Annotated in this window: 21 protein-coding genes; 14 read left to right on the forward strand and 7 right to left on the reverse strand. The window is 65.6% G+C overall.

Annotated features, from left to right (window positions below; all coding sequences use genetic code 11):
- The first annotated feature begins 1 nt into the window (after position 1).
- The 7 genes from trbK-alt to ACO06X_RS20715 all read left to right on the forward strand — a co-directional run bounded on the left by trbK-alt (position 2) and on the right by ACO06X_RS20715 (position 5136).
- Positions 2 to 277, forward strand: coding sequence for a putative entry exclusion protein TrbK-alt (gene trbK-alt, locus ACO06X_RS20685; RefSeq protein WP_176392337.1), 276 nt, complete (start codon positions 2 to 4; stop codon positions 275 to 277).
- Entirely contained in the window at positions 274 to 1590 is a 1317-nt protein-coding gene (gene trbL, locus ACO06X_RS20690; protein WP_087574331.1) for a P-type conjugative transfer protein TrbL, read from the forward strand. The genes trbK-alt and trbL overlap by 4 nt, the downstream gene beginning before the upstream one ends.
- A 6-nt stretch (positions 1591 to 1596) precedes the next feature.
- Entirely contained in the window at positions 1597 to 2280 is a 684-nt protein-coding gene (gene trbF / locus ACO06X_RS20695; protein WP_006963476.1) for a conjugal transfer protein TrbF, read from the forward strand.
- Positions 2277 to 3296: a P-type conjugative transfer protein TrbG gene (trbG, locus tag ACO06X_RS20700; protein ID WP_006963479.1), complete on the forward strand. Its 1020-nt coding sequence runs from the start codon at positions 2277 to 2279 to the stop codon at positions 3294 to 3296. Before trbF ends, trbG begins: the two co-directional genes overlap by 4 nt.
- Positions 3293 to 4543 (forward strand): TrbI/VirB10 family protein, encoded by a 1251-nt coding sequence (locus ACO06X_RS20705; protein WP_006963480.1) that lies wholly within the window; start codon positions 3293 to 3295, stop codon positions 4541 to 4543. Before trbG ends, ACO06X_RS20705 begins: the two co-directional genes overlap by 4 nt.
- The gene (locus ACO06X_RS20710) at positions 4540 to 4767 is read left to right on the forward strand and encodes a DUF2274 domain-containing protein (protein ID WP_037491780.1); all 228 of its coding nucleotides are present in this window, start codon (positions 4540 to 4542) and stop codon (positions 4765 to 4767) included. Before ACO06X_RS20705 ends, ACO06X_RS20710 begins: the two co-directional genes overlap by 4 nt.
- A gap of 168 nt (positions 4768 to 4935) precedes the next feature.
- Positions 4936 to 5136, forward strand: coding sequence for a hypothetical protein (locus ACO06X_RS20715; RefSeq protein ID WP_130753350.1), 201 nt, complete (start codon positions 4936 to 4938; stop codon positions 5134 to 5136).
- Between the two features lie 21 nt (positions 5137 to 5157).
- Here the strand turns inward: ACO06X_RS20715 and ACO06X_RS20720 are convergent, their stop codons facing one another.
- On the reverse strand, positions 5158 to 5775 hold the full coding sequence (locus ACO06X_RS20720; protein ID WP_006963484.1) for a hypothetical protein: 618 nt from the start codon (positions 5773 to 5775) through the stop codon (positions 5158 to 5160).
- Positions 5776 to 5977: 202 nt separating this feature from the next.
- Here ACO06X_RS20720 and ACO06X_RS20725 point away from each other — a divergent pair, with 202 nt between their 5' ends.
- From ACO06X_RS20725 to ACO06X_RS20740, 4 genes are all read left to right on the forward strand, one after another.
- Positions 5978 to 7390, forward strand: coding sequence for a PAS domain S-box protein (locus ACO06X_RS20725; RefSeq protein ID WP_006963486.1), 1413 nt, complete (start codon positions 5978 to 5980; stop codon positions 7388 to 7390).
- Positions 7391 to 7631: 241 nt separating this feature from the next.
- Positions 7632 to 8162 carry a hypothetical protein gene (locus ACO06X_RS20730; protein WP_006963487.1) on the forward strand — a complete coding sequence of 177 codons (531 nt, stop codon included), beginning with the start codon at positions 7632 to 7634 and terminating at the stop codon, positions 8160 to 8162.
- Positions 8162 to 9517 carry a CsgG/HfaB family protein gene (locus tag ACO06X_RS20735; RefSeq protein WP_087574329.1) on the forward strand — a complete coding sequence of 452 codons (1356 nt, stop codon included), beginning with the start codon at positions 8162 to 8164 and terminating at the stop codon, positions 9515 to 9517. Before ACO06X_RS20730 ends, ACO06X_RS20735 begins: the two co-directional genes overlap by 1 nt.
- Before the next feature lie 85 nt (positions 9518 to 9602).
- On the forward strand, positions 9603 to 12680 hold the full coding sequence (locus ACO06X_RS20740) for a beta strand repeat-containing protein (protein ID WP_006963489.1): 3078 nt from the start codon (positions 9603 to 9605) through the stop codon (positions 12678 to 12680).
- A gap of 244 nt (positions 12681 to 12924) precedes the next feature.
- Here ACO06X_RS20740 and ACO06X_RS20745 read toward each other — a convergent pair whose 3' ends face one another.
- The 6 genes from ACO06X_RS20745 to ACO06X_RS20770 form a co-directional block, all read right to left on the reverse strand.
- Positions 12925 to 13068 carry a hypothetical protein gene (locus ACO06X_RS20745; protein ID WP_006963491.1) on the reverse strand — a complete coding sequence of 48 codons (144 nt, stop codon included), beginning with the start codon at positions 13066 to 13068 and terminating at the stop codon, positions 12925 to 12927.
- Between the two features lie 196 nt (positions 13069 to 13264).
- The gene (locus tag ACO06X_RS20750; RefSeq protein WP_006963496.1) at positions 13265 to 13456 is read right to left on the reverse strand and encodes a hypothetical protein; all 192 of its coding nucleotides are present in this window, start codon (positions 13454 to 13456) and stop codon (positions 13265 to 13267) included.
- The gene (gene zapE / locus ACO06X_RS20755) at positions 13453 to 14652 is read right to left on the reverse strand and encodes a cell division protein ZapE (protein ID WP_081628127.1); all 1200 of its coding nucleotides are present in this window, start codon (positions 14650 to 14652) and stop codon (positions 13453 to 13455) included. The genes ACO06X_RS20750 and zapE overlap by 4 nt, the downstream gene beginning before the upstream one ends.
- A gap of 113 nt (positions 14653 to 14765) precedes the next feature.
- Positions 14766 to 15218: a GNAT family acetyltransferase gene (locus ACO06X_RS20760; protein ID WP_006963504.1), complete on the reverse strand. Its 453-nt coding sequence runs from the start codon at positions 15216 to 15218 to the stop codon at positions 14766 to 14768.
- A complete protein-coding gene (locus ACO06X_RS20765) occupies positions 15215 to 15628 on the reverse strand; it encodes a DUF983 domain-containing protein (protein WP_006963505.1) in 414 nt (137 codons plus the stop codon). The genes ACO06X_RS20760 and ACO06X_RS20765 overlap by 4 nt, the downstream gene beginning before the upstream one ends.
- Before the next feature lie 70 nt (positions 15629 to 15698).
- Complete coding sequence (locus tag ACO06X_RS20770) at positions 15699 to 17297, reverse strand: phosphoenolpyruvate carboxykinase (RefSeq protein WP_006963506.1); 1599 nt, start codon at positions 17295 to 17297, stop codon at positions 15699 to 15701.
- 305 nt (positions 17298 to 17602) lie between these two features.
- On the opposite strand from ACO06X_RS20770, the gene ACO06X_RS20775 reads away from it, so the two are divergent.
- The 3 genes from ACO06X_RS20775 to ACO06X_RS20785 all read left to right on the forward strand — a co-directional run bounded on the left by ACO06X_RS20775 (position 17603) and on the right by ACO06X_RS20785 (position 19865).
- Positions 17603 to 17788 (forward strand): hypothetical protein, encoded by a 186-nt coding sequence (locus tag ACO06X_RS20775; RefSeq protein WP_421837930.1) that lies wholly within the window; start codon positions 17603 to 17605, stop codon positions 17786 to 17788.
- A gap of 86 nt (positions 17789 to 17874) precedes the next feature.
- Entirely contained in the window at positions 17875 to 18195 is a 321-nt protein-coding gene (locus ACO06X_RS20780; RefSeq protein ID WP_006963508.1) for a helix-turn-helix domain-containing protein, read from the forward strand.
- On the forward strand, positions 18192 to 19865 hold the full coding sequence (locus ACO06X_RS20785) for a SulP family inorganic anion transporter (protein ID WP_006963510.1): 1674 nt from the start codon (positions 18192 to 18194) through the stop codon (positions 19863 to 19865). The genes ACO06X_RS20780 and ACO06X_RS20785 overlap by 4 nt, the downstream gene beginning before the upstream one ends.
- Positions 19866 to 19937: the final 72 nt, after the last annotated feature.

Raw genomic sequence — 19937 nt, forward strand, 5'->3', positions numbered from 1 at the left:
GATGCGGCGGCCGGGCCGGATCGCGCTTGGCGTGGCGATGATCGGCCTGATGCTGGCCGTGACGGTCGGCATCGCGATGGTGCGGCCGGAAAGCGGTGGGCCGGGAAACGGGGCGCTGGCGGGGAACGCAGCGGTTGGCGCGGCCGCTGGCGCTGCGCCCGGTCCCGCCACCCGCACTCTCGCCCGCTGCCGCACCCTCACCATGCCCGACAGCGGCTGTGAGGCAGCCTGGGAAGCGCGGCGGCGCCATTTCTTTGGAGAGGATAAGCCCCAATGAACGATACCGGCGTGATCGACAGCTTCCTGTCGGTCTTTACCAGCTATATCGACAGTGGCTTCGGCCTGCTCGGTGGCGAGGTCGGCTTTCTCTCCTCGACCCTCATCGTCATCGACGTGACGATTGCCGCCCTGTTCTGGGCCTGGGGCCAGGACGAGGACGTTCTCCAGCGTCTGGTCAGGAAGACGCTCTACATCGGCGTCTTCGCTTACATCATCGGCAATTTCTCGAACCTCGCCAACATCCTGTTCCAGAGCTTCGCCGGGTTGGGGCTCAAGGCCTCGGGCGGCGGCATGGCGCTCTCCGACTTCATGAAGCCCGGCACCGTCGCCGCGACCGGCCTCACCGCCGCCAAGCCGCTGCTCGACGCTACCGCCGATCTTCTGGGACCGGTCGGCCTTTTCACCAATTTCGTGCAGATCCTCGTGCTGCTCATTGCCTGGCTGATCGTGGTGCTGGCCTTCTTCGTCCTCGCCATCCAGGTCTTCATCACCATCATCGAGTTCAAGCTGGTGACGCTCGCCGGCTTCGTCCTGCTCCCCTTCGCCTTTTTCGGGCGCACCGCCTTCATGGCCGAGAAGGTGCTCGGCCATATCATCTCGTCGGGCATCAAGCTCCTCGTCCTGGCCGTTATCACCGGCATCGGCACCACCCTGTTCAGCCAGTTTACCTCCGCAGGCGTCGGCGCCGATCCCACCGTCGAACAGGTGATGGCGATCGCGCTCGCCGCGCTGACGCTGCTTGGTCTGGGCATCTTCGGCCCCGGCATTGCCAATGGCATCGTCACCGGTGGCCCTCAGTTGGGCGCTGGCGCCGCGGCCGGAACGGCATTGGCTGCAGGCGCGACATTGGGCGGCGGTGTGGCGGGAGCCCGCCTCGCCGGTGGCGCCGCGATGGGCATGGCAGGCAGCGCCGCCACAGGCATGGCCCGCACGGCTGGCGCTGCTTCGGGTGCCTATAGCGCTGGCGCGGCCGGACGATCGGGCGCGGCGGCGGTCGGCGCAGGCCTCGCCAATGTCGGCAAGAGTAGCGGCGGCGCGGTGGTCTCGCCGCTGCGCCGCGCCGCGCAAAGCCTCAAGCAAAGCTATGCCGATGGCCGAAGCGCAGCTTCAGGCGCCGCCGCCGGTGCGGGGGCGCAGGCTTCCGCCGCCGCATCCGGCACCGGATCCGCCGCGGCCGCGCCGCCCGCCTGGGCTGCGGCGATGAAGCGCCGGCAGGCGATCACCCAGGGCGCCACCATGGCCGCTCATACCCTGAAGGGCGGCGACAGCCATGGCGGCGGCGCCGGTCCCGACCTCTCGCAGAAGGACTGACACGCAATGTTCAAGCGACCATCGATCCGTTACGGGCAATCGCCCGACCCCGTCACCCCCTATCAGCGCGCGGCGCAGGTCTGGGACGACCGCATCGGCTCCGCGCGCGTCCAGGCGAAGAACTGGCGGCTCGCCTTCTTTGGCTGCCTGGCGCTCTCCGGCGGTCTGGCCGGCGGCCTCGTCTGGCAATCGGCGCGCGGCACGATCATTCCCTGGGTGGTCGAGGTCGACAAGCTCGGCGAGGCGCGCGAGGTCGCGCCCGCCACGGCGGACTATCGCCCCACCGACCCGCAGATCGCGTTCCATCTTGCCCGCTTCATCGAGAATGTCCGCTCGATCCCCGCCGACGGGATCGTGCTGCGGCAGAACTGGCTGCGCGCCTATGACTTCGCCACCGACAAGGGCGCCCTGTTCCTCAACGATTATGCCCGCGCCAATGACCCGTTCGCACAGCTGGGCAAGATCCAGGTCTCGGTCGAGGTGTCGAGCGTCATCCGCGCCTCGAACGACAGCTTCCGCGTGGCCTGGACCGAACGCCGCTATGTCGATGGCGCCCTTGCCGAAACCGCGCGTTGGTCTGCGATCCTGACCGTCGCCGTCCAGACCCCGCGCGATCCCCAGGCCCTCCAGAAGAACCCGCTCGGGGTCTTTGTCGCCAATCTCAACTGGTCGAAGGAACTCAACCCATGATCTGCCTGTCTCCCGCGAGGGCGCGCTCCGGTGCGCTGCTCTGCCTGCTCGCTTCCGTCTCGCTGCTGTCCCTGGGTGCCGCCGCCGAGGCAAAAAGCCGCAGGGCGCCGCCCGCGCCGATGGTCGCGGCCACCCCGGCGCCCGAACCGCGCCGGGCGGTAGAGGTTGTCAGCGTACCGACGCCGCTCCCGCTTCCCGGCCAATTGAAGCCCCTCGAATCCTCCGCCAGCGCCCGTGAACCCGCCGATCCGCGAACGCGCGTCACCGCCGCTAATGCGGCCGCGCGCGTGCAGCCGAGCAAGGGCGGCTATTTCAACGCGATCCAGCAATATCCCTATGCCGATGGCGCCCTTTACCAGGTCTATACCGCGCCCGGTCAGGTCACCGACATCGCCCTTCAGGACGGCGAGGAGCTGGTGGGATCGGGACCGGTCGCGGCCGGCGACACCGTGCGCTGGATCATCGGCGACACCGTGAGCGGGGCCGGATCGGCAAAGCGCGTGCATATCCTGGTCAAGCCGACCCGCGCCGACATCGGCACCAACCTCGTCATCAACACCGATCGGCGCACCTATCATCTCGAACTGCGCGCGACCGCCTCGACCTACATGGCTTCGGTCTCCTGGACCTATCCCGCCGACCAGCTCATCGCGCTGCGGCGCGCCAATGCCGAGCGCGAACGCGGCGCGCCGGTCGCCTCGGGCATCGATATGGAGCGGCTCAATTTCCGTTACCGCCTGTCCGGCGACAAACCGTCCTGGCGGCCCGCCCATGTCTTCGACGACGGGCGCCAGGTGATGATCGAGTTTCCCGATGGCGTCGCCACCGGGGACATGCCGCCGCTCTTCGTGCGCGGCGCCGACGGCAATGCCGAACTCGTCAACTACCGCGTCTCCGGCCGCTACATGATCGTCGACCGGCTGTTCGATGCGGCCGAACTGCGGCTCGCCACCCGCAAGGGTGAGCAGCGAGTCACGATCGAGCGGCAGGACGCCCCTGCGCGGAGGGCGTCATGAACCGGCCGGAACGGGAAGAAGGACCGGGTGAGATGGCGCGGGAGGCGACCGTAGCGCAGCCCGCCAATCCCGGCGCCTTTCGGCTTGCGGGGCCACCGCCGCGCGTCACGCGCCTGTCGCGCAAGGCCCTTGCCGTCATCGGCATGGTCGCCGGGATCGGGATCGGCGGCTCGCTGCTCTATGCGCTGCGCCCGGTCCATCATGCCCCCGCAGTCAATCTCGTCGATACCGACAGCCGCAACAAGGCCGATGTCGTGACCGCCGCGCCGGCGAGCTACGACAAGGTGCCGAAACTCGGCCAGCCTATGCCGGGCGATCTCGGACGGCCGATATTGTCAGCGCAGCAGAATGGGCAGAGCGTGCCGGTGCCGCCGATGGGGCCGGCCGCGGGACAGCCCGATCCGCGTCTCGCCGCCGCCGAGCAGGCTCGCCAGCGCGTGATGCAGGAGCGGGAATCGGCGAGAGCCAGCAAGCTGTTCCTTGGCGCTGAAGGCGCGCGCTCTGCTTCTGCCGCGAACGCTGGCGATGGTGCGCAGACGGCCCGCGCGGTCTCAGCGGGCGATGGTGCTGGCGCGGCGCCGGCTGCCCAACCGACCGGCCAGGCCGCGAAACGGGCTTTCCTCCAGAATGGAGGCAATCGCGCCGTCGTCAGCAATGAGCGGATCATGGCGCCGGCCTCGGCCTACATGGTGCAGGCGGGCAGCGTCATTCCGGCCGCGCTGATCACCGGGATCCGTTCGGATCTGCCGGGCCAGATCACCGCCCAGGTGACGCAGAATGTCTATGACAGCGCGACGGGGCGCATCCTGCTGATCCCGCAAGGCTCGCGGCTGATCGGGGACTATGACAGCGAGGTCTCGGCCGGGCAGAACCGCGTGCTGCTGGCCTGGGATAGGCTGATCCTGCCCGGTGGCCGCTCGATCCTGCTCGACCGCCAGCCTGGCGCCGATGCCGCGGGCATGTCGGGCCTTCAGGACAAGGTGAACTATCATTGGGGCAATATGCTCAAGGCCGCGATGGTCTCGACCCTGCTCGGCGCCGGCACGCAGCTCGTGGCCCAAGGCGATGATGAACTCACCCGTGCGCTGCGCTACGGCATGCAGGACACGATCAACCAGACCGGGCGGCAGGTCGTGCAGCGCGAGATCAATGTACCGCCGACGCTCACCGTGCGGCCGGGGTTTGCGATCCGGGTGGTGATCACCCGCGATCTTGTGCTCGAGCCTGTTCAGGGGGCGCAGCCATGAGCCGGCTGCGTCTGGGGCCGATCCTCGAGGAAAAGCCCGTCAAGCTGACGGTCGAACTCCCGGGCGCGCTGTTCCGGCAGCTTGCCGACTATGCCCGCGCTCATGCGGCTGAGAATGGCTTGTCCGATCCCGTGCCAGTCGAACGGTTGATCGCTCCTATGGTGGAGCGGTTCATTATGAGTGATCGGGGGTTTGTGAGGCGTAGGCGCGGCAACGGTTCCTGATCCGGCAACGGATCGTGCACGGTGCATGATTTTGGCGGCACGGTACGTCCAAAGGGATGACGGGCAGCCATCACGACCCTATCATGGACACCGAAACAAGTCCCCACGGGAACAGGTCGCGCAAGAAGGACAGGCTGCCAAAAAATGCCGCAACGATCGATGCGATTGATGACGATGCTGGCGGAGGAGATCGCCGCGCTCAAGGCAATGGGAAGCACGGCCGACCCGGCGTTCAATCATCTGGTGGATAAAATCGGTTTCTGCTGCGACGAGGCGCTCGATCAACTCTCGCAGCATGAGCCTCTCATGGCTGGCGATCATCCGTCCTGGACGAGATGGCGCAATCCTCTATCGCCGACCAAGCCATAAGCTGCGGCTTGAACCGCCGGTTCAGTCTTCTGGAACATCGCCGGACGCCCACACTTCTGGTGTGCGCTCCAGATAGAAGGCGTCATTGTCATAGGCTTGCTCTAGCGCGAGCAAAGAAGCACCCGCGAGCCAGGCGTCCCATTGCGATGGCGGCAGCAGGATCGGCATCGTCTGGCTGACCGGATCCGCGCACGCATTGGCCACGGTGAGCATGCCGGCAAAGCCGCCGGTCGCCGGATCAGGCGAGCACAGGCCCGCCCATGCGCAGATCGGCACGTCCCAAAGTCCCAACCAGCTGCGCGTGCGATGACCTTTCTCCCCAATGGGATAGGCGACATCCTCGACCGCAATCAGGCAACGCTCGAGCAGGTCCAGCCCAAGGGGCGCGCGGCTGTTACCCGTAATCTCGCGCGCAAACAGCGTCGTTCGCGGCCGATCGCCACGCGTCCGGCTGATCGGGTCTCTTGGCAGGCCCCAGGGCAACGCGTGCAGGTGCCGTCCCCGCGCGCCCGATGTCACGACGATCGCCTTCTCGCCCGGCCAGATGGTCGGTAACCAGTCAAGTGCCGGATCGGGCTTTGCATCGAACAATGTGGCGATCTCCGAGGCGGCGGCGCGACAGCGAATCAAGTGGGTCATGGCCCATCCTTCGCTCGGGATGATTAACGCTTCATGCAATTATGATATGCAGAACATCAATAAGCCAATATAGTCTGTTTTATTGATTGTTCATCGTTGATGGATGCTCTTCCCGGAGCCATCGGCTTTCTGAAAGATTGAGAGTTCTGACGGGCCCGAAGAGAGGATCAGCGAGGCCATTGGCGGAGGCGGGGCAAACGGCATGGACAGGAAGATACGAGAGACCGAAGCCAGGCTCGCAGGCATCGTCGAGTCCGTCATGGATGCGATTATCACCGTCGACGCGCGGCACAGGGTCGTCCTGTTCAACCCGGCCGCGGAAGCCATGTTCGGCATAACTGCCGATGAAGTCCTCGGTCAGCCACTTACCCGGTTCATCCCCGAGAAATTCCGTTCTACGCACGATCAGTTCATTCGCCAGTTTCGCGAGGCCGGCGCGACGACCCGCCGCATGGGTGCGCTCGGCGCGGTAAATGCCCTGCGCGCCAATGGCGAGGCATTCCCTGCCGAAGCCTCGATCTCGCACGTTCGCATCGGTGATGACCATCTGGCGACCGTCATCCTGCGCGACATCACCGAACGCCAACGCAATGAAGAAGCGCGTCAGCTGCTGGCCCGCGAAGTCGATCATCGCGCGAAGAACGCACTGGCGGTCGCACAGGCCCTGGTCTCTCTGACCCGGGCTGAAACGATCGCGGACTATGCTCAAGCCGTGAAGGGAAGACTGTCCGCCCTGGCGCGCGCACACAGTCTCCTCTCCGAAGGCGCCTGGCAGGGCGCCGATCTTGACCGCACGATCGCGGATGAGCTGGCAGCCTACACCAGGCCCGGCCAGAGCATCGTGGCCGGGCCGGCGATCCGCCTCGCGGCCAATGCCGTACAGCCTCTGAGCCTCGTCATGCATGAGCTTGCCACCAATGCCGTCAAGCATGGCGCGCTTCGCCACGCGAGTGGCCAGATCGCGGTTGAATGGGTGATGGAAAGCGATCGGCGGCTCGCGATCAGCTGGACCGAAACCGGCGGGCCGCCCGTGGCTCCGCCCTGCGCCAAGGGGTTCGGCAGCCGGCTCCTCAACGATGTGATCCGCAACCAGCTCCAGGGCGACCTCAGACTCGACTGGGCCCCTTCGGGCTTGCGGGTCACCATATTGCTCAACGATTGCTTCGATGCGCTCGAGAATCGTCGGTCCGCCGCAGGCGCCCCGGCAGCAGAGCCTGCGCGCCAGCAAAGTGACGCTTCAGCGCGGTGCGTGCTGGTGGTCGAGGATGAAGCGCTCGTTGCCCTTGAACTCTCCTCCGGGCTTGAAGATCTTGGCTGGTCGATCATCGGGCCGGCCTCGTCGCTGGAGTCAGCGAGGAAGCTGGCGGGGCAAACAGCGATCATTGATGCAGCCGTGCTTGACATCAATATCGCTGGGCAACTTGTTTATCCCTTAGCTCGCGAACTGCGCGAACGAGGCGTGCCGATCCTGTTTTGCTCGGGCTATGATGCCGTCGATGCCGGGGGTGGTTTGGCGGATGTCCCCATCCTGTCCAAGCCCGTCAATATCGGCGCCCTGCACAGGACGCTCCGCGATATTTCCATCCTCCCTGATCGATCGCCCGGCGCGGCGTGACGCTCTGAGGCAGCGAATCGCCAGACACTCGCGCAGATCGAGGCCATTGACCAGGATGCTTTGCTGATCCGGCCAGACCGCAGCCCCGCCCACGCCGCTCTTTGCTTCCTACGCCATTGCCTGTCTTTCCACGCCGGTCTTTTACGCCCGCAACGCGCTGTTGCCTCCGCTGATTTCATGGCTCTCTTGATGGCCCCCGAAGCCCCGGCACGGTGCCGCGGCCCTTCGGGGGATGATGCTCATGATCTCTTCTGCACCAGGAGGAAGAGCCACTCTGGCGCTTTTCTCCGCGCTCGTTTTTGCAGCGCCGGCGCTCGCCAACAATTATGGCGAAAGCGCCGCCTGGCAATTCCGCACCTCGGCCGACCGCGCCAACCAAGCCGCGATCCTCGACATCATGGAGAAGCGGCGCGCGGGCGGCTATGCGAGCCCGACCTACACGACGACGATCGAGCGCCAGTATAATTGCGGCGTCACCGCGACTGCGACCGGCAATGTGGACAGCCAGACGGCGCTCGCCCATTCGCCGACCACCACCGGCGCGACCTCCGGCGCGCAGGGCAATAGCAGTTCGAGCAGTGTCGAGGGCGCCGGGAGCAGCAGCTCGGGCCAGAGCAACAGCGGCCTCGTCTCCGCTTCGGTCTCGGGCGGGACGACGGTCGCGGTCGATGGCACCGCCTGGCAGGCGCTCAATTCCACCCAGTCGAACAGCGGCGCCCAGAGCGCCAGCGTCACCGGCTCCACCGGCTGCACGTTCGGAGCGCTCAACTGATGGGCGTGGCAACGGCGGGCCGCCGGGAACTGGCCGGGAAGAGGATGGGGCTGCGGGGTGTGGGCGTGCGAGGGGTTGCGCTGCCGCTCCTGGCCCTGGCGCTGCCCGGCTGCGCCAGCATGACCCAGCAGCGGATCGGGATCGGCGAGGAACCGATCGTCGTCGGGCCGCCGGTGCGCGACAATCGCACGCCGATGGACGCGGCGCTTGCCTGCTATGCGGGCTGGCTCGGATCGCGTGGAAACAAGCCGCCGGTCATCGCGGTCGGCGATGTGCGCGACTATACCGGCAAATATTCGGTCAACGAAGGCAATGCGATCACCCAGGGCGGCGCGCTCATGGTGGCGTCTGCGCTCGGCAAGCTGCGCGGCTCGGTGCGGATCGCCGAGCGCTTCGATCCGGTCATCGCCGAGCGCGAACTGGCCTATGCTGACCGCCGGCAACTGGGCGACGGCAAGGTCCATGATCTTGCCGGTCCGTCGGGGCGGCAGGTCGTGCCCTGGCTGCCCTATTTCGGCGGGAGCATAGCGGCTTCCGATTATTACATCGTCGGCGGCATCACCGAACTTAATTACGACATCCGGTCGGGCGGCATCGAAACCGGCGTAAATTCGGTCGGCCCGAAGGCGCGAACCTATACCCAGAGCGTCGCGCTCGATCTGCGCATCGTCGATACCCGCTCGCTGCTCGTCGTGCGCACGGTCAGCCTCACCAAGCAGTTCACCGGCTATGAGACCGGCTTCGGCATCTTCCGCTTCTTCGGCTCCAATCTCTTCGACATCAATATCGGCGCCAAGGGTCAGGAACCGCTCCAGCTCGGTATCCGCACCGCGCTCGAGGAAGCGACGATGCGCCTTATCGGCGCGGTGGCCAGGGTCGATCCCGAGCCTTGCATGAGCCAGGCAAGCTGGGCGGCGAGCGTGCCACTCGCGCCGTCCGTGCAGGGGATCGCGGCCACCTCGACGTTGCGGCAGCGCCTCGCCGCCGATGGTCCGGCGCTCAACGGCCCTGCCGGCGGTGGCGATGACAGCGCGGCGGTCGATGTGCCGCTTCTGTTCGAGACCGGTGTCGACAGCCTGCAGGGCGGTGCGGAAGCGGCGATCGACCGGATCGTCGCGGCGGCCAAGCATGGCGGCGTCTTCGTGACATTGCTCGCCCGTGACAGTGAGACGCTCGATCCCAAGGCGCGCGCGGCGCTGACCGATCGCCGGATTGCGGCGCTGACCGCCGCGCTCACCAGGCAGGGCATCGCCGCAGCGGCGATCTCGCCGGTCTGGCGTCCCGGTCCCACCGATCCCGCCATCCAGCGCGCCGGCGCCGGCCTGCAGCGGCTCGCACGCCTGCGCATTGGCTGATCGTCTCCTCCCTCGCACGAAAGGAGGCGCCCACCCGACACCCGCATGCCCGGTTTCTCGAACAACTTCAGACAAGGATTTTCCCATGAAACAGACTGCATCTTCCTGTTCGACCCGCCGCCAGCGCCTCCTGATGGGCGGCGCGGTTCTCGCCCTTGCCGGCTCGCTGGCCACGCCCGCTTTCGCCACGCCTGATCCCACGCCGGGGATCGACGCGACCGGCGCGCAGGTCATCGTGACCGATCAAAGCAAGGACTGGTCGCCGGTCAGCGCCACTGCGACCAATCCCCTGGTCGAAACCACTGGCGCGGTCGATGGATCGAGCGTCGCCGTCACCGGCAATGCCGTCAGCGCCACCGCGAGGGCCAATAGCGCCAGCGCCGCCCTGACGCCTGATGCGCGCGATCTCGAAGCGGCGACCGGCGGCACCTGGCTGGCGACCGGATCGGACGGCACCGACGGGCAATCGCCGGCCCTCATCGTCACGCGCCAGGCAACCGATGGCGCATCCGTGTCCGCCACCACCACCAATTCCCGTATTCGCGCGCGGCTTGGCGATCTGGTCGACAGCAGCGCTGCGGTCAGCACCAACACCCAGGAAGCCGTTGCGCTGGCCAATGATGCTGCCGATACCCTGTCGCTCACCGGCGTTGCCGTCGGCACCGGTGCCGGCGTGGTCAGTGACCAGTCGGTCGGCGGGGATGCTGCCGTCGCGGCCCGCTTCAGCGGCACGGCGGCGCTCAAGGTCGCCGATGCCCCGCGCAGCGATCTCGATGTGCGCGACAATCTCCAGCGGTCCGTCGCCTATGGCAACAGCGCGAGCAATGCACTGGGTATCGACGCCGTCCAGCTCGATGCGGCGGCGAGCTATGGCATGCCCTCGATCGTCGAGGCCAATGCCAGCGACCCTTCGGTCAATGCCGCTTATGCCGTGCTGGCCGACCAGCGGGTCGGCAGCGCCGTGGCGGCGAGCGCCAATGGCGGCTTCGCCGTCAAGGTGGGTGATACCGCCTTCGCCTCGGACGTGACCAATGGCGACAACAGCCTGGTCGCGGCAGGTTATGGCAACCAGTCTTCCAATGGTCTCGATCTGTCGGCCGATGCCATCGCCAACAATGCCTGGGATGGCGGCGCCGTCGCCAACATCACCAATGTCCAGTCAGCCGCAGCCATTCCCGTGAAGGGGCTCGCCAAGGGCGGAGCCAGCATCGCCATCACCGGCGATGCGGTCGAGGCGAACCTGGATGCCCGCGACAATGCGGTGATTGCGGTGGCGACCGCCAATCGCGCCGATGGCAACCTCCTGTCGGTGACGGCCAATGTGGTCGATGCCGGCGAAGGCTTCGGCGGGGAAGGTCCGGTCGGCACCGCGCTGGTCGACGGCGATGGAATCATGACCGTCACCGCGCCGTTCAGCGTCCAGAATGATCAGCTCAATCAGGCTCGCGTCACCGCAAAGGCGACGGACACGGCGACCCTGATTACTGTCGATACCGGCATCGTTCGATCGAACGCCACGATCACGGGGAACAGCGCTGGGGCGCAAGCCAGCGGCAATGTGGCGACGAACGGGCTGTCGCTCGATGCCAACAGCCTTGCGACAGCGGCCGATCTCAATAGCCTTCAACTCGGCAAGGGCGTGGTCAGCGCCTCTGTCGGCTCTGCGGGCAATCGCGCGGGAGCGATCCTTTCCGCTGCGGGCGATGTGGTCGATTCCAGCCTGACCGTCTCGGACAACAGCCTCACCGCCAGCGCGACCGAGAATGAGGTCGCCAACAGCATGGCCATCACCGCCAATAGCCTGACCAATGCCAGCGGTCATGAAAATGCGCAGGCGGGCATGCTCGATTACGGCGTCGGCGCGGCGGCGGACTATGCCCTGGCCAATACCCAGGAGATCCGGGGTGGCTATCAGCTTCCCGTCGCGGTCAAGGCCTCTGCCTATGGGGACTTCGATGCGACCGCCGGCAACGGCGCGGTGCGTTCCGCGCTCAAGGTCACCGGCAACAGCCAGACCGCCTCGGCGCTCGGCAACGGCGCGGCCAACAGCCTGACCATTGCCGCTACGACGCTGGGCGGTGCCGAGGAGCCGGCGCCTGGATCGGCTCTGTCCTCGACCCAGGCCGCTTATACCAATGTCGATGCCGTCTCCGACATGCAGCTTGGAGTGACCACGGCAGCGGTCGATTCCAGCCTGCTCCTGTCGAACAACAGCAATGTGGTGCGGGCCCATATGAACGATGCGACCAACAGTCTCGGGGTCGACACGCTTAGCGCCGGATCGCTGAGCGGGGAGCCTGCGGCAGCGCTGGTGGATGTCGGTTATGCCTCGCAGGTCATGGGCGATCATGTCCTCGCCAGTAACCAGATCGCCGATGGTAGCGTCAGCGCGACGGCGGTGACGACCGGTCAGTCCGTGGATCCCTCGGTGTCGTTCGTTCGCTCCAGCTTCGAGGCGAGCGGCAACGAGACGCTGGCCGAGGCCGTCGCGAACAATGCGGCCAACAGCCTTGCACTGACCTCGGCGGTACAGGGCGGCGCCAGCGCCGGCCTGCTCAACCAGCAGTCGAACTATGCCTCTGTCGGTGCGCAGGCGACCAGCGCCTATGGCATCGGCGCGCACGCCTCGTCCGATGCCTCCAGCCTCGTCGATGGCAATGTGACCACGGCCATGGCCCGCGGCAATATGGCGACCAATATGCTCGCCGTAAGCGGCGTGGCCGAAGACGACTGCACGCCGGACCTCGCCTCGATCACCACCGGCGCGCTCAACAGCGCCATGGCGCCCGCGCTCCTGTCCAACGTCCAGATGAACGCGGGTGGGGTGTCGGCCTATGTCGCGAGCCCGACCGTCTCGGTCAGCTATGGCAGCGCCGGGGTCAGCGACAGCCGCCTTGGCGTGACCGGCAACAGCGTCTCGGCGGCCGCTTATGGCAACAGCGCCACCAACATGGTGACGCTGGCTTCGCTCGGCAGCTTGCCGGCGTCCGGCATCAGCAGCGTCCAGACCAATAGCGGCGCTGTCACGGCCCAGGTTACCAATGCGGCCTATACAGTCACGTCGCCGGATATTTCGACGAGCCGGATTGGCATCTCGGGCAACAGCATCAGCGCATCGGCAGTAGGGAACGCGGCCACGAGCAAGGTCACGGTCTCGCGCTGATCCGCGCGGCGGGCGGCGCCACAAGCCCCTGGACCGCCCGCCGCATGCGGGAAAGGCCGTCACGCTTCCCCCGGCGTGGCGGCCTTTTGTCTGTCGCTCTTGGGCAGGGTGCCGCCTTCATCGCAGGCGACTCCCGTTCAGTCGGAAGATCCTCAAATTATGGGAGGTGGTTCATGATGCCGTTTATCGTTCCCGCGTCGAACGAACCACGTGAAGCCCCTGGGCGTGGCGGCTTGACCAAGCGTCAGTTTCTCGAATTGTCCTTGTCGTGGCGCTCGCTGTTGCGGCGTGCATTCTGCCGGTCATGGGCACGTCCTCCCGCGACGGTCACGGCGAAAAACAGCACGAGCAACAGCAGGGAGATGAGAATGATCGCAAATATTACCACAGGGACCCTCCTCAAACGGGACAGAAATCCAGGACCGGCACGTCACGGGCATGCGGGACTCATCATAATTCACGAACCTTCTCTCATCGGTCATCTGAAGGAAGCCGATGGGAGGAGCAGCGCGAAGTGTCCGCGCCCGATCGGGATCGGAACTGGTCGGATGGCGGACCACCCAGAGATGGTGGTCAGGCCTGTCTCAGCGACCCGACCGCTGTTCGAAGAGCTGCGCCTTCTCATACATGTCCTTCCAGGCGGCAGCCGCGCGCAGCGAGCGTTCCCTGACCAGCGGAAGCGAGGCCGCCTGAGCCTCGGCGAGACAGGCGTCGAGCCGATGGCGGTAGAATTCACTGTTGCGGACAGTGGGCTTCAAACTGGGCTTCGGCTTCATGTCGGCATATCCTCTGTTGCCGCACTGGCGCGATCGGAACCTTGGCGGATCTGAGCCAGCGGCAGGCTCTCCGTGTCGGTGCTCACGCCATGGCCACGCGCGAGATAATCGCGAGAGCCCATCTCATTGAGACGCGAGATGGTCCGCTCGAATTCGAACGCATCGTCCGATGCGCAGTAGAGGGTGTCGGGATCACGATCAGCCGACGCGAGCAGCTTGACGCCATTTTCGTAGAGCGTGTCGATCAGGGTCTTGAACCGGGTCGCCTCCGATTTCCGGTTGGCGTCGAGGACAGGAATACCGACCAGAATGAGGGTGTGATACCGATGCGCCAGGGCCATGTAGTCAGGAATGCCGCGCGGCTCGCCGCACAGGCGTTTGAACGAGAAAACCGCAACGCCCTTCAAGGATTTGGGGACGAACAGTTCCCGGCCGCCCTTGATCGGCACTGTCTCCGAAGGAACATGCTCGCGGTCTTCAACCGGGAAATCGGTCAGCCGGAAGAAGGACCGGCTCAGAGCCTCGGTCGCGGCATCGCCGTTGGGCACATGCCAGGTCTGGAAGCCCCCCAGGCGCTGAAGGCGATAATCGGTGGGACCATCGAGCGAAAGGACGTCGAGCCGGTCCTCCAGCAGCGCGATGAACGGCAGGAAATGTTCGCGGTTGAGGCCGTTCTTGTAGAGATCGCGAGGCGGCCGGTTCGATGTCGCAACAACGGTCACGCCAGTGCCGATGATCCGGGTAAACAGCCGGGAGAGGATCATGGCGTCAGCCGAGTTGGTGACGATCATCTCGTCGAATGCGATCAGCCGGGCTTCACTGGCAATCGCATCGGCCACTGGCAGGATCGGGTCGCCGGTTTCCCTGGCGCGCTCGACGCGGAGCCGATCATGGACTTCCTGCATGAACTCATGGAAATGGACGCGCCGCTTGTCGGCAATGTCGACGCAATCGAAGAACAGATCCATGAGCATCGACTTGCCGCGCCCCACGCCGCCCCAGAGATAGACGCCGCGGACGGGTTCGGGTTTGCGCCGGCTAATCCGGGCCAGGAGACCAGGCCGCTGAGCCTGCATTTCCAGATCGGTGACAGCCTTGCCGAACCGAAGCGCGACCTGGCGCTGTGCGTCGTCGGGGCGCAACTGTCCTGTTGCAATAGCGTCTTCGTAACGTGCGATGACTCTGCTCTGTGGCAAGGCCTGTTACTCCAAATATTGTCTGCCTGAAAAAGTACCACCGGCTCGGATCAGCCGCGCAGGTTGCCAGACGCCACCGGCCGCAGGCCTGAAGCATCACTCGGCCAGACCGTTCAGGGTGCTTCGGATTGCTGCTCGCGATGACACTCGCGAGTGATGCGGCGATAGAAGAACCGGAATGCGTCTTCATCATAGCCGATCGCTTCATAGAAACGTGCAGCATCTGCATTGTCGGCGCGAACCATGAGCTGGACCTTGAGCGCGCCGAACCGGCCGAGCCATTCCTCGCAGTGCCCGATGAGCTTGCGGCCGATCCCCCAGCGCCGGAAATCGGCATCGACGCCCAGATAATAGATCCAGCCGCGATGCCCGTCCCATCCGCACATCGCCGTCCCAATCAGGCGTGGTCCGGCGAAGGCCCCGATGATCGTGGAGGCGGGGCCATCGAGCGCCTTGCGGGCATCCGCCGCGGCATCGTTCCAGGGCCTGGTCAGTCCGCACGCGTCCCACAGCCTTGCGGCATCGCCGACTTCGCCTGGGACAAGCGTGCGTAATTCTATCGTCATGCTTCGGCGTCGTCCGGGCTCTGTCCCGGGCGCTCCTTCTGGAAGCCGTGCATGCCGAACCACCACTGCACGGCGATGATGACGCCCTTGGCCGGTTGCAGGAGCCCGATCATCAGGAGGATGGCGAGCGGCAGGACGATGGCCACCATGGCCGATACGGACAGGTCCGCGTCGCGGGCCAGGGCGATGATCAGCGGCGCCATCAGGTGCCCGGTCACGAAGATCGAGACATAGGCGGGAAAGTCATCCGCCTGTTGGTGCGTCCAGTCCTGGTCGCACCGCACGCAGCGCGGGATGGGTTTGAGAAAGCGCCCGAACAGGCGCGCCTCGCCGCAGCGGGGACAGCGCCCGCGCAAGCCACGCGAGATTGCCGTCCAGCCCGAAGCAGGCAGGATGACCGCTGTGGTCACCGGGCCGGCTTCAGGCGAGGTGGCGGACTTTGTCTCTTCTGCAAATGTGTCAAAGGGAGAGCGCATAAGATCAGGCATTAAACATCCCGGGAGGCGCGGCAGCCCGGATGCTCTCGTCGACATGCGCGACGAATTGCGTGAAATTGCGGCGGAAACGGTCGGCGAGGCCGCGTGCCGCCTGATCATAGTCTTCGGCCTTTGCCCATGTCGCGCGCGGATCGAGTATCGTGCTGTCGACGCCTTCCACCGCGATCGGCACCGCGAAGCCGAAATTGGGGTCGATCCGGAACTCCGCCCGCTTGAGTTTGCCCGACAGCGCGGCACCCAGCAGCGCGCGGGTCACCTTGATCGGCATCCGCGAGCCGGTGCCGTACTGGCCACCGGTCCAGCCGGTATTGACCAGCCAGCAATCGACCCCGCCCTTGGCGATGCGCCGGCGCAGCAGGTTGCCATAGACGCTGGGATGGCGCGGCATGAACGGGGCGCCGAAGCAGGTCGAGAAAGTGGCTTCGGGTTCGGTCACACCCAGTTCGGTCCCCGCCACCTTGGCCGTGTAACCGGACAGGAAGTGGTACATCGCCTGTTCGGGCGTGAGATGGGCGATCGGCGGCAGCACGCCGAAGGCGTCGGCCGTCAGCATGATGATGTTCTTGGGCACTGGTCCCATGTTCTCGGAGGAGGAATTGGGAATGAAATGGATCGGATAGGCGCCGCGGCTGTTCTCGGCGAGCGAGGCATCATCAAGGTCGAGCGTCCGGGTCTCGGGATCCATGACGACGTTTTCGAGGATGGTCCCGAAGCGCCGCGTCGTGGCGTAGATCTCCGGTTCGGCTTCAGCCGACAGGCGGATCATCTTGGCATAGCAGCCACCCTCGAAATTGAAGACGGCGGTGTCCGACCAACCATGCTCGTCGTCGCCGATCAGCGTGCGCGAGGCGTCGGCGGACAATGTGGTCTTGCCCGTGCCCGAAAGCCCGAAGAAGATCGCGGTGTCGCCGTCGGGGCCGATATTGGCCGAGCAATGCATGGGCATCACGCCCTGCCTGGGCAGGACATAGTTGAGGATCGTGAAGACCGCCTTCTTCATCTCGCCGGCGTAGCCGGTGCCGCCGATCAGGATCAGCTTGTTCATGAAGTCGATGGCGATCACCGTCTTGGAACGACAGCCATGCCGTTCGGGATCGGCCCGGAAGCTCGGCAGGTCGATGATGGTGTAGTCCGCCTGGAAGTCGCGCAGCTCGTCCGCGGTCGGCCGCACCAGCATGGTGCGCACGAAAGCCGAATGCCAGGCCAGTTCGGTGAAGATCCGCACGCCGACGCGATATTCAGGCTGCGAACCGCCGAAGAGATCCTGCACGAACACCTCGTCCAGCGTGCCGAGATGCCTGGTGAAATCCTCGCGGAGCTTTTCGAAGGCTTCTCCGGTCATCGGCTTGTTCGAGGCCCCCCACCAGACATCGTTCTTGGTCTCGGCGTCGCGAACGATGAACTTGTCCTGCGCCGAGCGCCCGGTGTGCTTGCCGGTCTCGACCACCAGGGCGCCATGTTCGGACATGAGACCTTCGCTGCGCTGCAAGGCGCGTTCCACCAGCTGCGGCGTATCGAGATTCTCATGCAGCAGGGCGCCGGGTTTGATGGCGGCTTGCGGCCGGGTGAGGGTCATGGTCATGCGGTCGGTGCCTCTCTGGTCTGATGATGGGGGAGGGAGTGACGTTTCAATCGCTGGCGGGATCGGGAGGCCCATAGCGGGGCGACAATCTCGGACGCCGGACCCGGTCAGCGGTTTGCGGAAGCGCGCTGGCGACGGCTCCGACGCGATGATTTTTGGTTTCCGGTCGCAAGCGCGACGAAGACTTTCGGATGCGGCGATCAGGCATGACGGTTCTCGCGCGCTTCGCGCGGCGTGATGCCCGATGCCGCATGATTGCCTCTGTCGATGGCCTTGGCGAGTTCCGACATGAGACCGGCCGCCTCATGGGGTTTGAGTTCGGCCTCGCCAAGAGTTCCATCGGCAAGATGGAACGTCACCACGATCCGGAAATCCCCTGGCCTGAAATCTTCCGCCAAGGCCGGGAGAAGCCGCAGATGAACGCCAATGCCGTTCACCGGCAAACGCCCGGCGTTCGCGGCATCTGCGGGACTGACGACCGCAGAAGATGATTCAATGGATGGCATAAAGCATATATACAACCGCACATTAAATTGTTAATCCTACATTTTGATGTATTAAACATCATGAGGCCATTATGATCACATCGCAGCAAATGCGCGCCGCGCGTGCCCTTCTCGGGCTCGACCAGCGCCAGCTCGCTGAACTCGCCGGACTGTCCCTGCCAACCATTCAGCGCATGGAATCCTCGGATGGGCAGGTGCGCGGGGTGGTCGATACGCTGGTGAAAGTGATCACCGCGCTCGAGGGGGCGGGCATCGAGATCATCGGGGAAAACGCGCCGAGCACAGCAACCGGGCGCGGCGTCCGCCTGAGCGAAAGGGTTGACGGCAAACGCATCGGGCTCAGCCAGTCGATCCTGTATGACAAGGCGGTCGCCAGGGAAACTCAACCATGACGGCCTCCTACACGCCCAAGCTGGTGACCGTCCTGCGCGAGGGTTACGCGCCGGCTACTTTCTGGCGTGACGCGATAGCCGGCCTGACCGTTGCGATCGTGGCCTTGCCGCTGGCGATGGCGCTTGGCATCGCCAGCGGCGCATCGCCCGACAAGGGGCTCGTCACGGCCGTCGTCGCCGGCTTCCTGATCTCCGCGCTTGGCGGGTCGCGCGTTCAGGTCGGCGGCCCGACCGGCGCCTTCGTTGTCGTCATCTTCAACGTCATCGCCCAGCACGGCTATGATGGCCTGCTCGTCGCCACCCTGCTTGCCGGCTTGATCCTGATCGCCGCCGGCGTTTTCCGTCTCGGACGGCTGATCAAATATATTCCCCATCCCGTTGTGACCGGGTTCACCGCCGGGATCGCGGTCATCATCGCCTCGAGCCAGGTGAAGGATTTTCTGGGGCTCGCTATCGACAAGGTGCCGGCCGACTTCATTCCCAAATGGCAGGCCTATCTTGGGGCCATATCGACCATCCATGCCGCCACCGTTGCGGTCGGCGCCGGCGCGCTGGCGATCATCATCGTCCTGCGCAAGTTCGCGCCCAAGCTTCCCGGATTCCTGATCGCGGTGGTGGTCAGTTCGGTCGCCGTTGCCGTGCTCAAGCTGCCGGTCGACACGATCGGTTCTCGTTTTCCGGACATTCCCGCCGGCCTGCCGATGCCTGCGCTGCCGGCGATCTCTCTCGCCAAGCTCAACGCCGTGCTGCCTTCGGCGTTCACCATCGCCTTTCTGGCCGGCATCGAGGCGCTGCTCTCCGCGGTCGTCGCCGACGGCATGGCCGGAACCCGGCATCGCTCCAATCAGGAACTGATCGGTCAGGGTGTCGCCAATCTTGGTTCGGCCCTGTTCGGCGGCCTTCCTGCTACCGGGGCGATCGCCCGCACGGCGACCAACATCCGGTCCGGGGCCAAGACCCCGGTCGCCGGGATCATGCATGCGGTCTTCCTGCTGCTGTTCGTCGTGTTCGGGGTGAAGCTCATGGCCTTCGTGCCGATGACGGCACTGGCGGCGATCCTGTTCATGGTCGCCTGGGGCATGAGTGAGTATGAGCGGTTCATCGCCCTGCTGCGTATGCCCAATAGCGACCGGGCTGTGCTGCTGCTCACCTTCGGCCTCACCGTGCTGGTCGATCTCACCGTTGCGATCGGCGTCGGGGTCACGCTGGCGTCGCTGCTGTTCATGACGCATATGGCCGAAACGGTCGAAGTCGATGCCAGCGGCACACAGGACCCCGATGTCGATTCCGAGGACGTCCACCAGCGCGATGCCTTGCCGGCAGGCGTCGAGGTGTTTCGCATCACCGGGCCGTTCTTCTTCGGGGTCGCCGGCGAACTTCTCGATACGCTGCGCCGTGTCGGCCAGTCGCCCAGGGTGATCATCCTGCGCATGCGCCTCGTGCCCCTGCTCGATGCCAGCGGCGTGCAGGCGCTCGGGGAGTTCATCGAACAGGCGCACATTGCCGGCGCCCAGGTCGTGCTCTCGGGTGTCCAGCAACAGCCAAAAACCATGCTCGAGCGTGTCCGCCTCGGTGGCCACTCGGACAAGCTCTTCTACGCGGCCGACTTCGCCAACGCCCAGGCGCTCGCGCTTCGCTTGCTCGAAAGCCCCGAGCCCCCACGTCCCTGATTTCGCCGCCGGCTCCCGAGAGCCGAAAGCATGTATCCGTCCGTGCGCCCGGTCGGGCGCCTTTGCTGTCGA

Source organism: Novosphingobium sp. (assembly GCF_965229225.1).
Taxonomy (GTDB): domain Bacteria; phylum Pseudomonadota; class Alphaproteobacteria; order Sphingomonadales; family Sphingomonadaceae; genus Novosphingobium.

Bases quoted from the DNA above. Each gene is read 5' to 3' on its own strand.
- ACO06X_RS20780 (WP_006963508.1), top strand. From the start codon at position 17,875: ATGATCACATCGCAGCAAATGCGCGCCGCGCGTGCCCTTCTCGGGCTC.
- trbF (WP_006963476.1), top strand. From the start codon at position 1,597: ATGTTCAAGCGACCATCGATCCGTTACGGGCAATCGCCCGACCCCGTC.
- ACO06X_RS20735 (WP_087574329.1), top strand. From the start codon at position 8,162: ATGGGCGTGGCAACGGCGGGCCGCCGGGAACTGGCCGGGAAGAGGATG.
- ACO06X_RS20730 (WP_006963487.1), top strand. From the start codon at position 7,632: ATGATCTCTTCTGCACCAGGAGGAAGAGCCACTCTGGCGCTTTTCTCC.
- ACO06X_RS20740 (WP_006963489.1), top strand. From the start codon at position 9,603: ATGAAACAGACTGCATCTTCCTGTTCGACCCGCCGCCAGCGCCTCCTG.
- ACO06X_RS20710 (WP_037491780.1), top strand. From the start codon at position 4,540: ATGAGCCGGCTGCGTCTGGGGCCGATCCTCGAGGAAAAGCCCGTCAAG.
- ACO06X_RS20775 (WP_421837930.1), top strand. From the start codon at position 17,603: ATGGGGTTTGAGTTCGGCCTCGCCAAGAGTTCCATCGGCAAGATGGAA.
- ACO06X_RS20750 (WP_006963496.1), bottom strand. From the start codon at position 13,456: ATGAAGCCGAAGCCCAGTTTGAAGCCCACTGTCCGCAACAGTGAATTC.
- ACO06X_RS20770 (WP_006963506.1), bottom strand. From the start codon at position 17,297: ATGACCATGACCCTCACCCGGCCGCAAGCCGCCATCAAACCCGGCGCC.
- trbG (WP_006963479.1), top strand. From the start codon at position 2,277: ATGATCTGCCTGTCTCCCGCGAGGGCGCGCTCCGGTGCGCTGCTCTGC.
- ACO06X_RS20705 (WP_006963480.1), top strand. From the start codon at position 3,293: ATGAACCGGCCGGAACGGGAAGAAGGACCGGGTGAGATGGCGCGGGAG.
- ACO06X_RS20785 (WP_006963510.1), top strand. From the start codon at position 18,192: ATGACGGCCTCCTACACGCCCAAGCTGGTGACCGTCCTGCGCGAGGGT.
- trbK-alt (WP_176392337.1), top strand. From the start codon at position 2: ATGCGGCGGCCGGGCCGGATCGCGCTTGGCGTGGCGATGATCGGCCTG.
- trbL (WP_087574331.1), top strand. From the start codon at position 274: ATGAACGATACCGGCGTGATCGACAGCTTCCTGTCGGTCTTTACCAGC.
- ACO06X_RS20725 (WP_006963486.1), top strand. From the start codon at position 5,978: ATGGACAGGAAGATACGAGAGACCGAAGCCAGGCTCGCAGGCATCGTC.
- ACO06X_RS20715 (WP_130753350.1), top strand. From the start codon at position 4,936: ATGACGATGCTGGCGGAGGAGATCGCCGCGCTCAAGGCAATGGGAAGC.
- ACO06X_RS20760 (WP_006963504.1), bottom strand. From the start codon at position 15,218: ATGACGATAGAATTACGCACGCTTGTCCCAGGCGAAGTCGGCGATGCC.
- ACO06X_RS20720 (WP_006963484.1), bottom strand. From the start codon at position 5,775: ATGACCCACTTGATTCGCTGTCGCGCCGCCGCCTCGGAGATCGCCACA.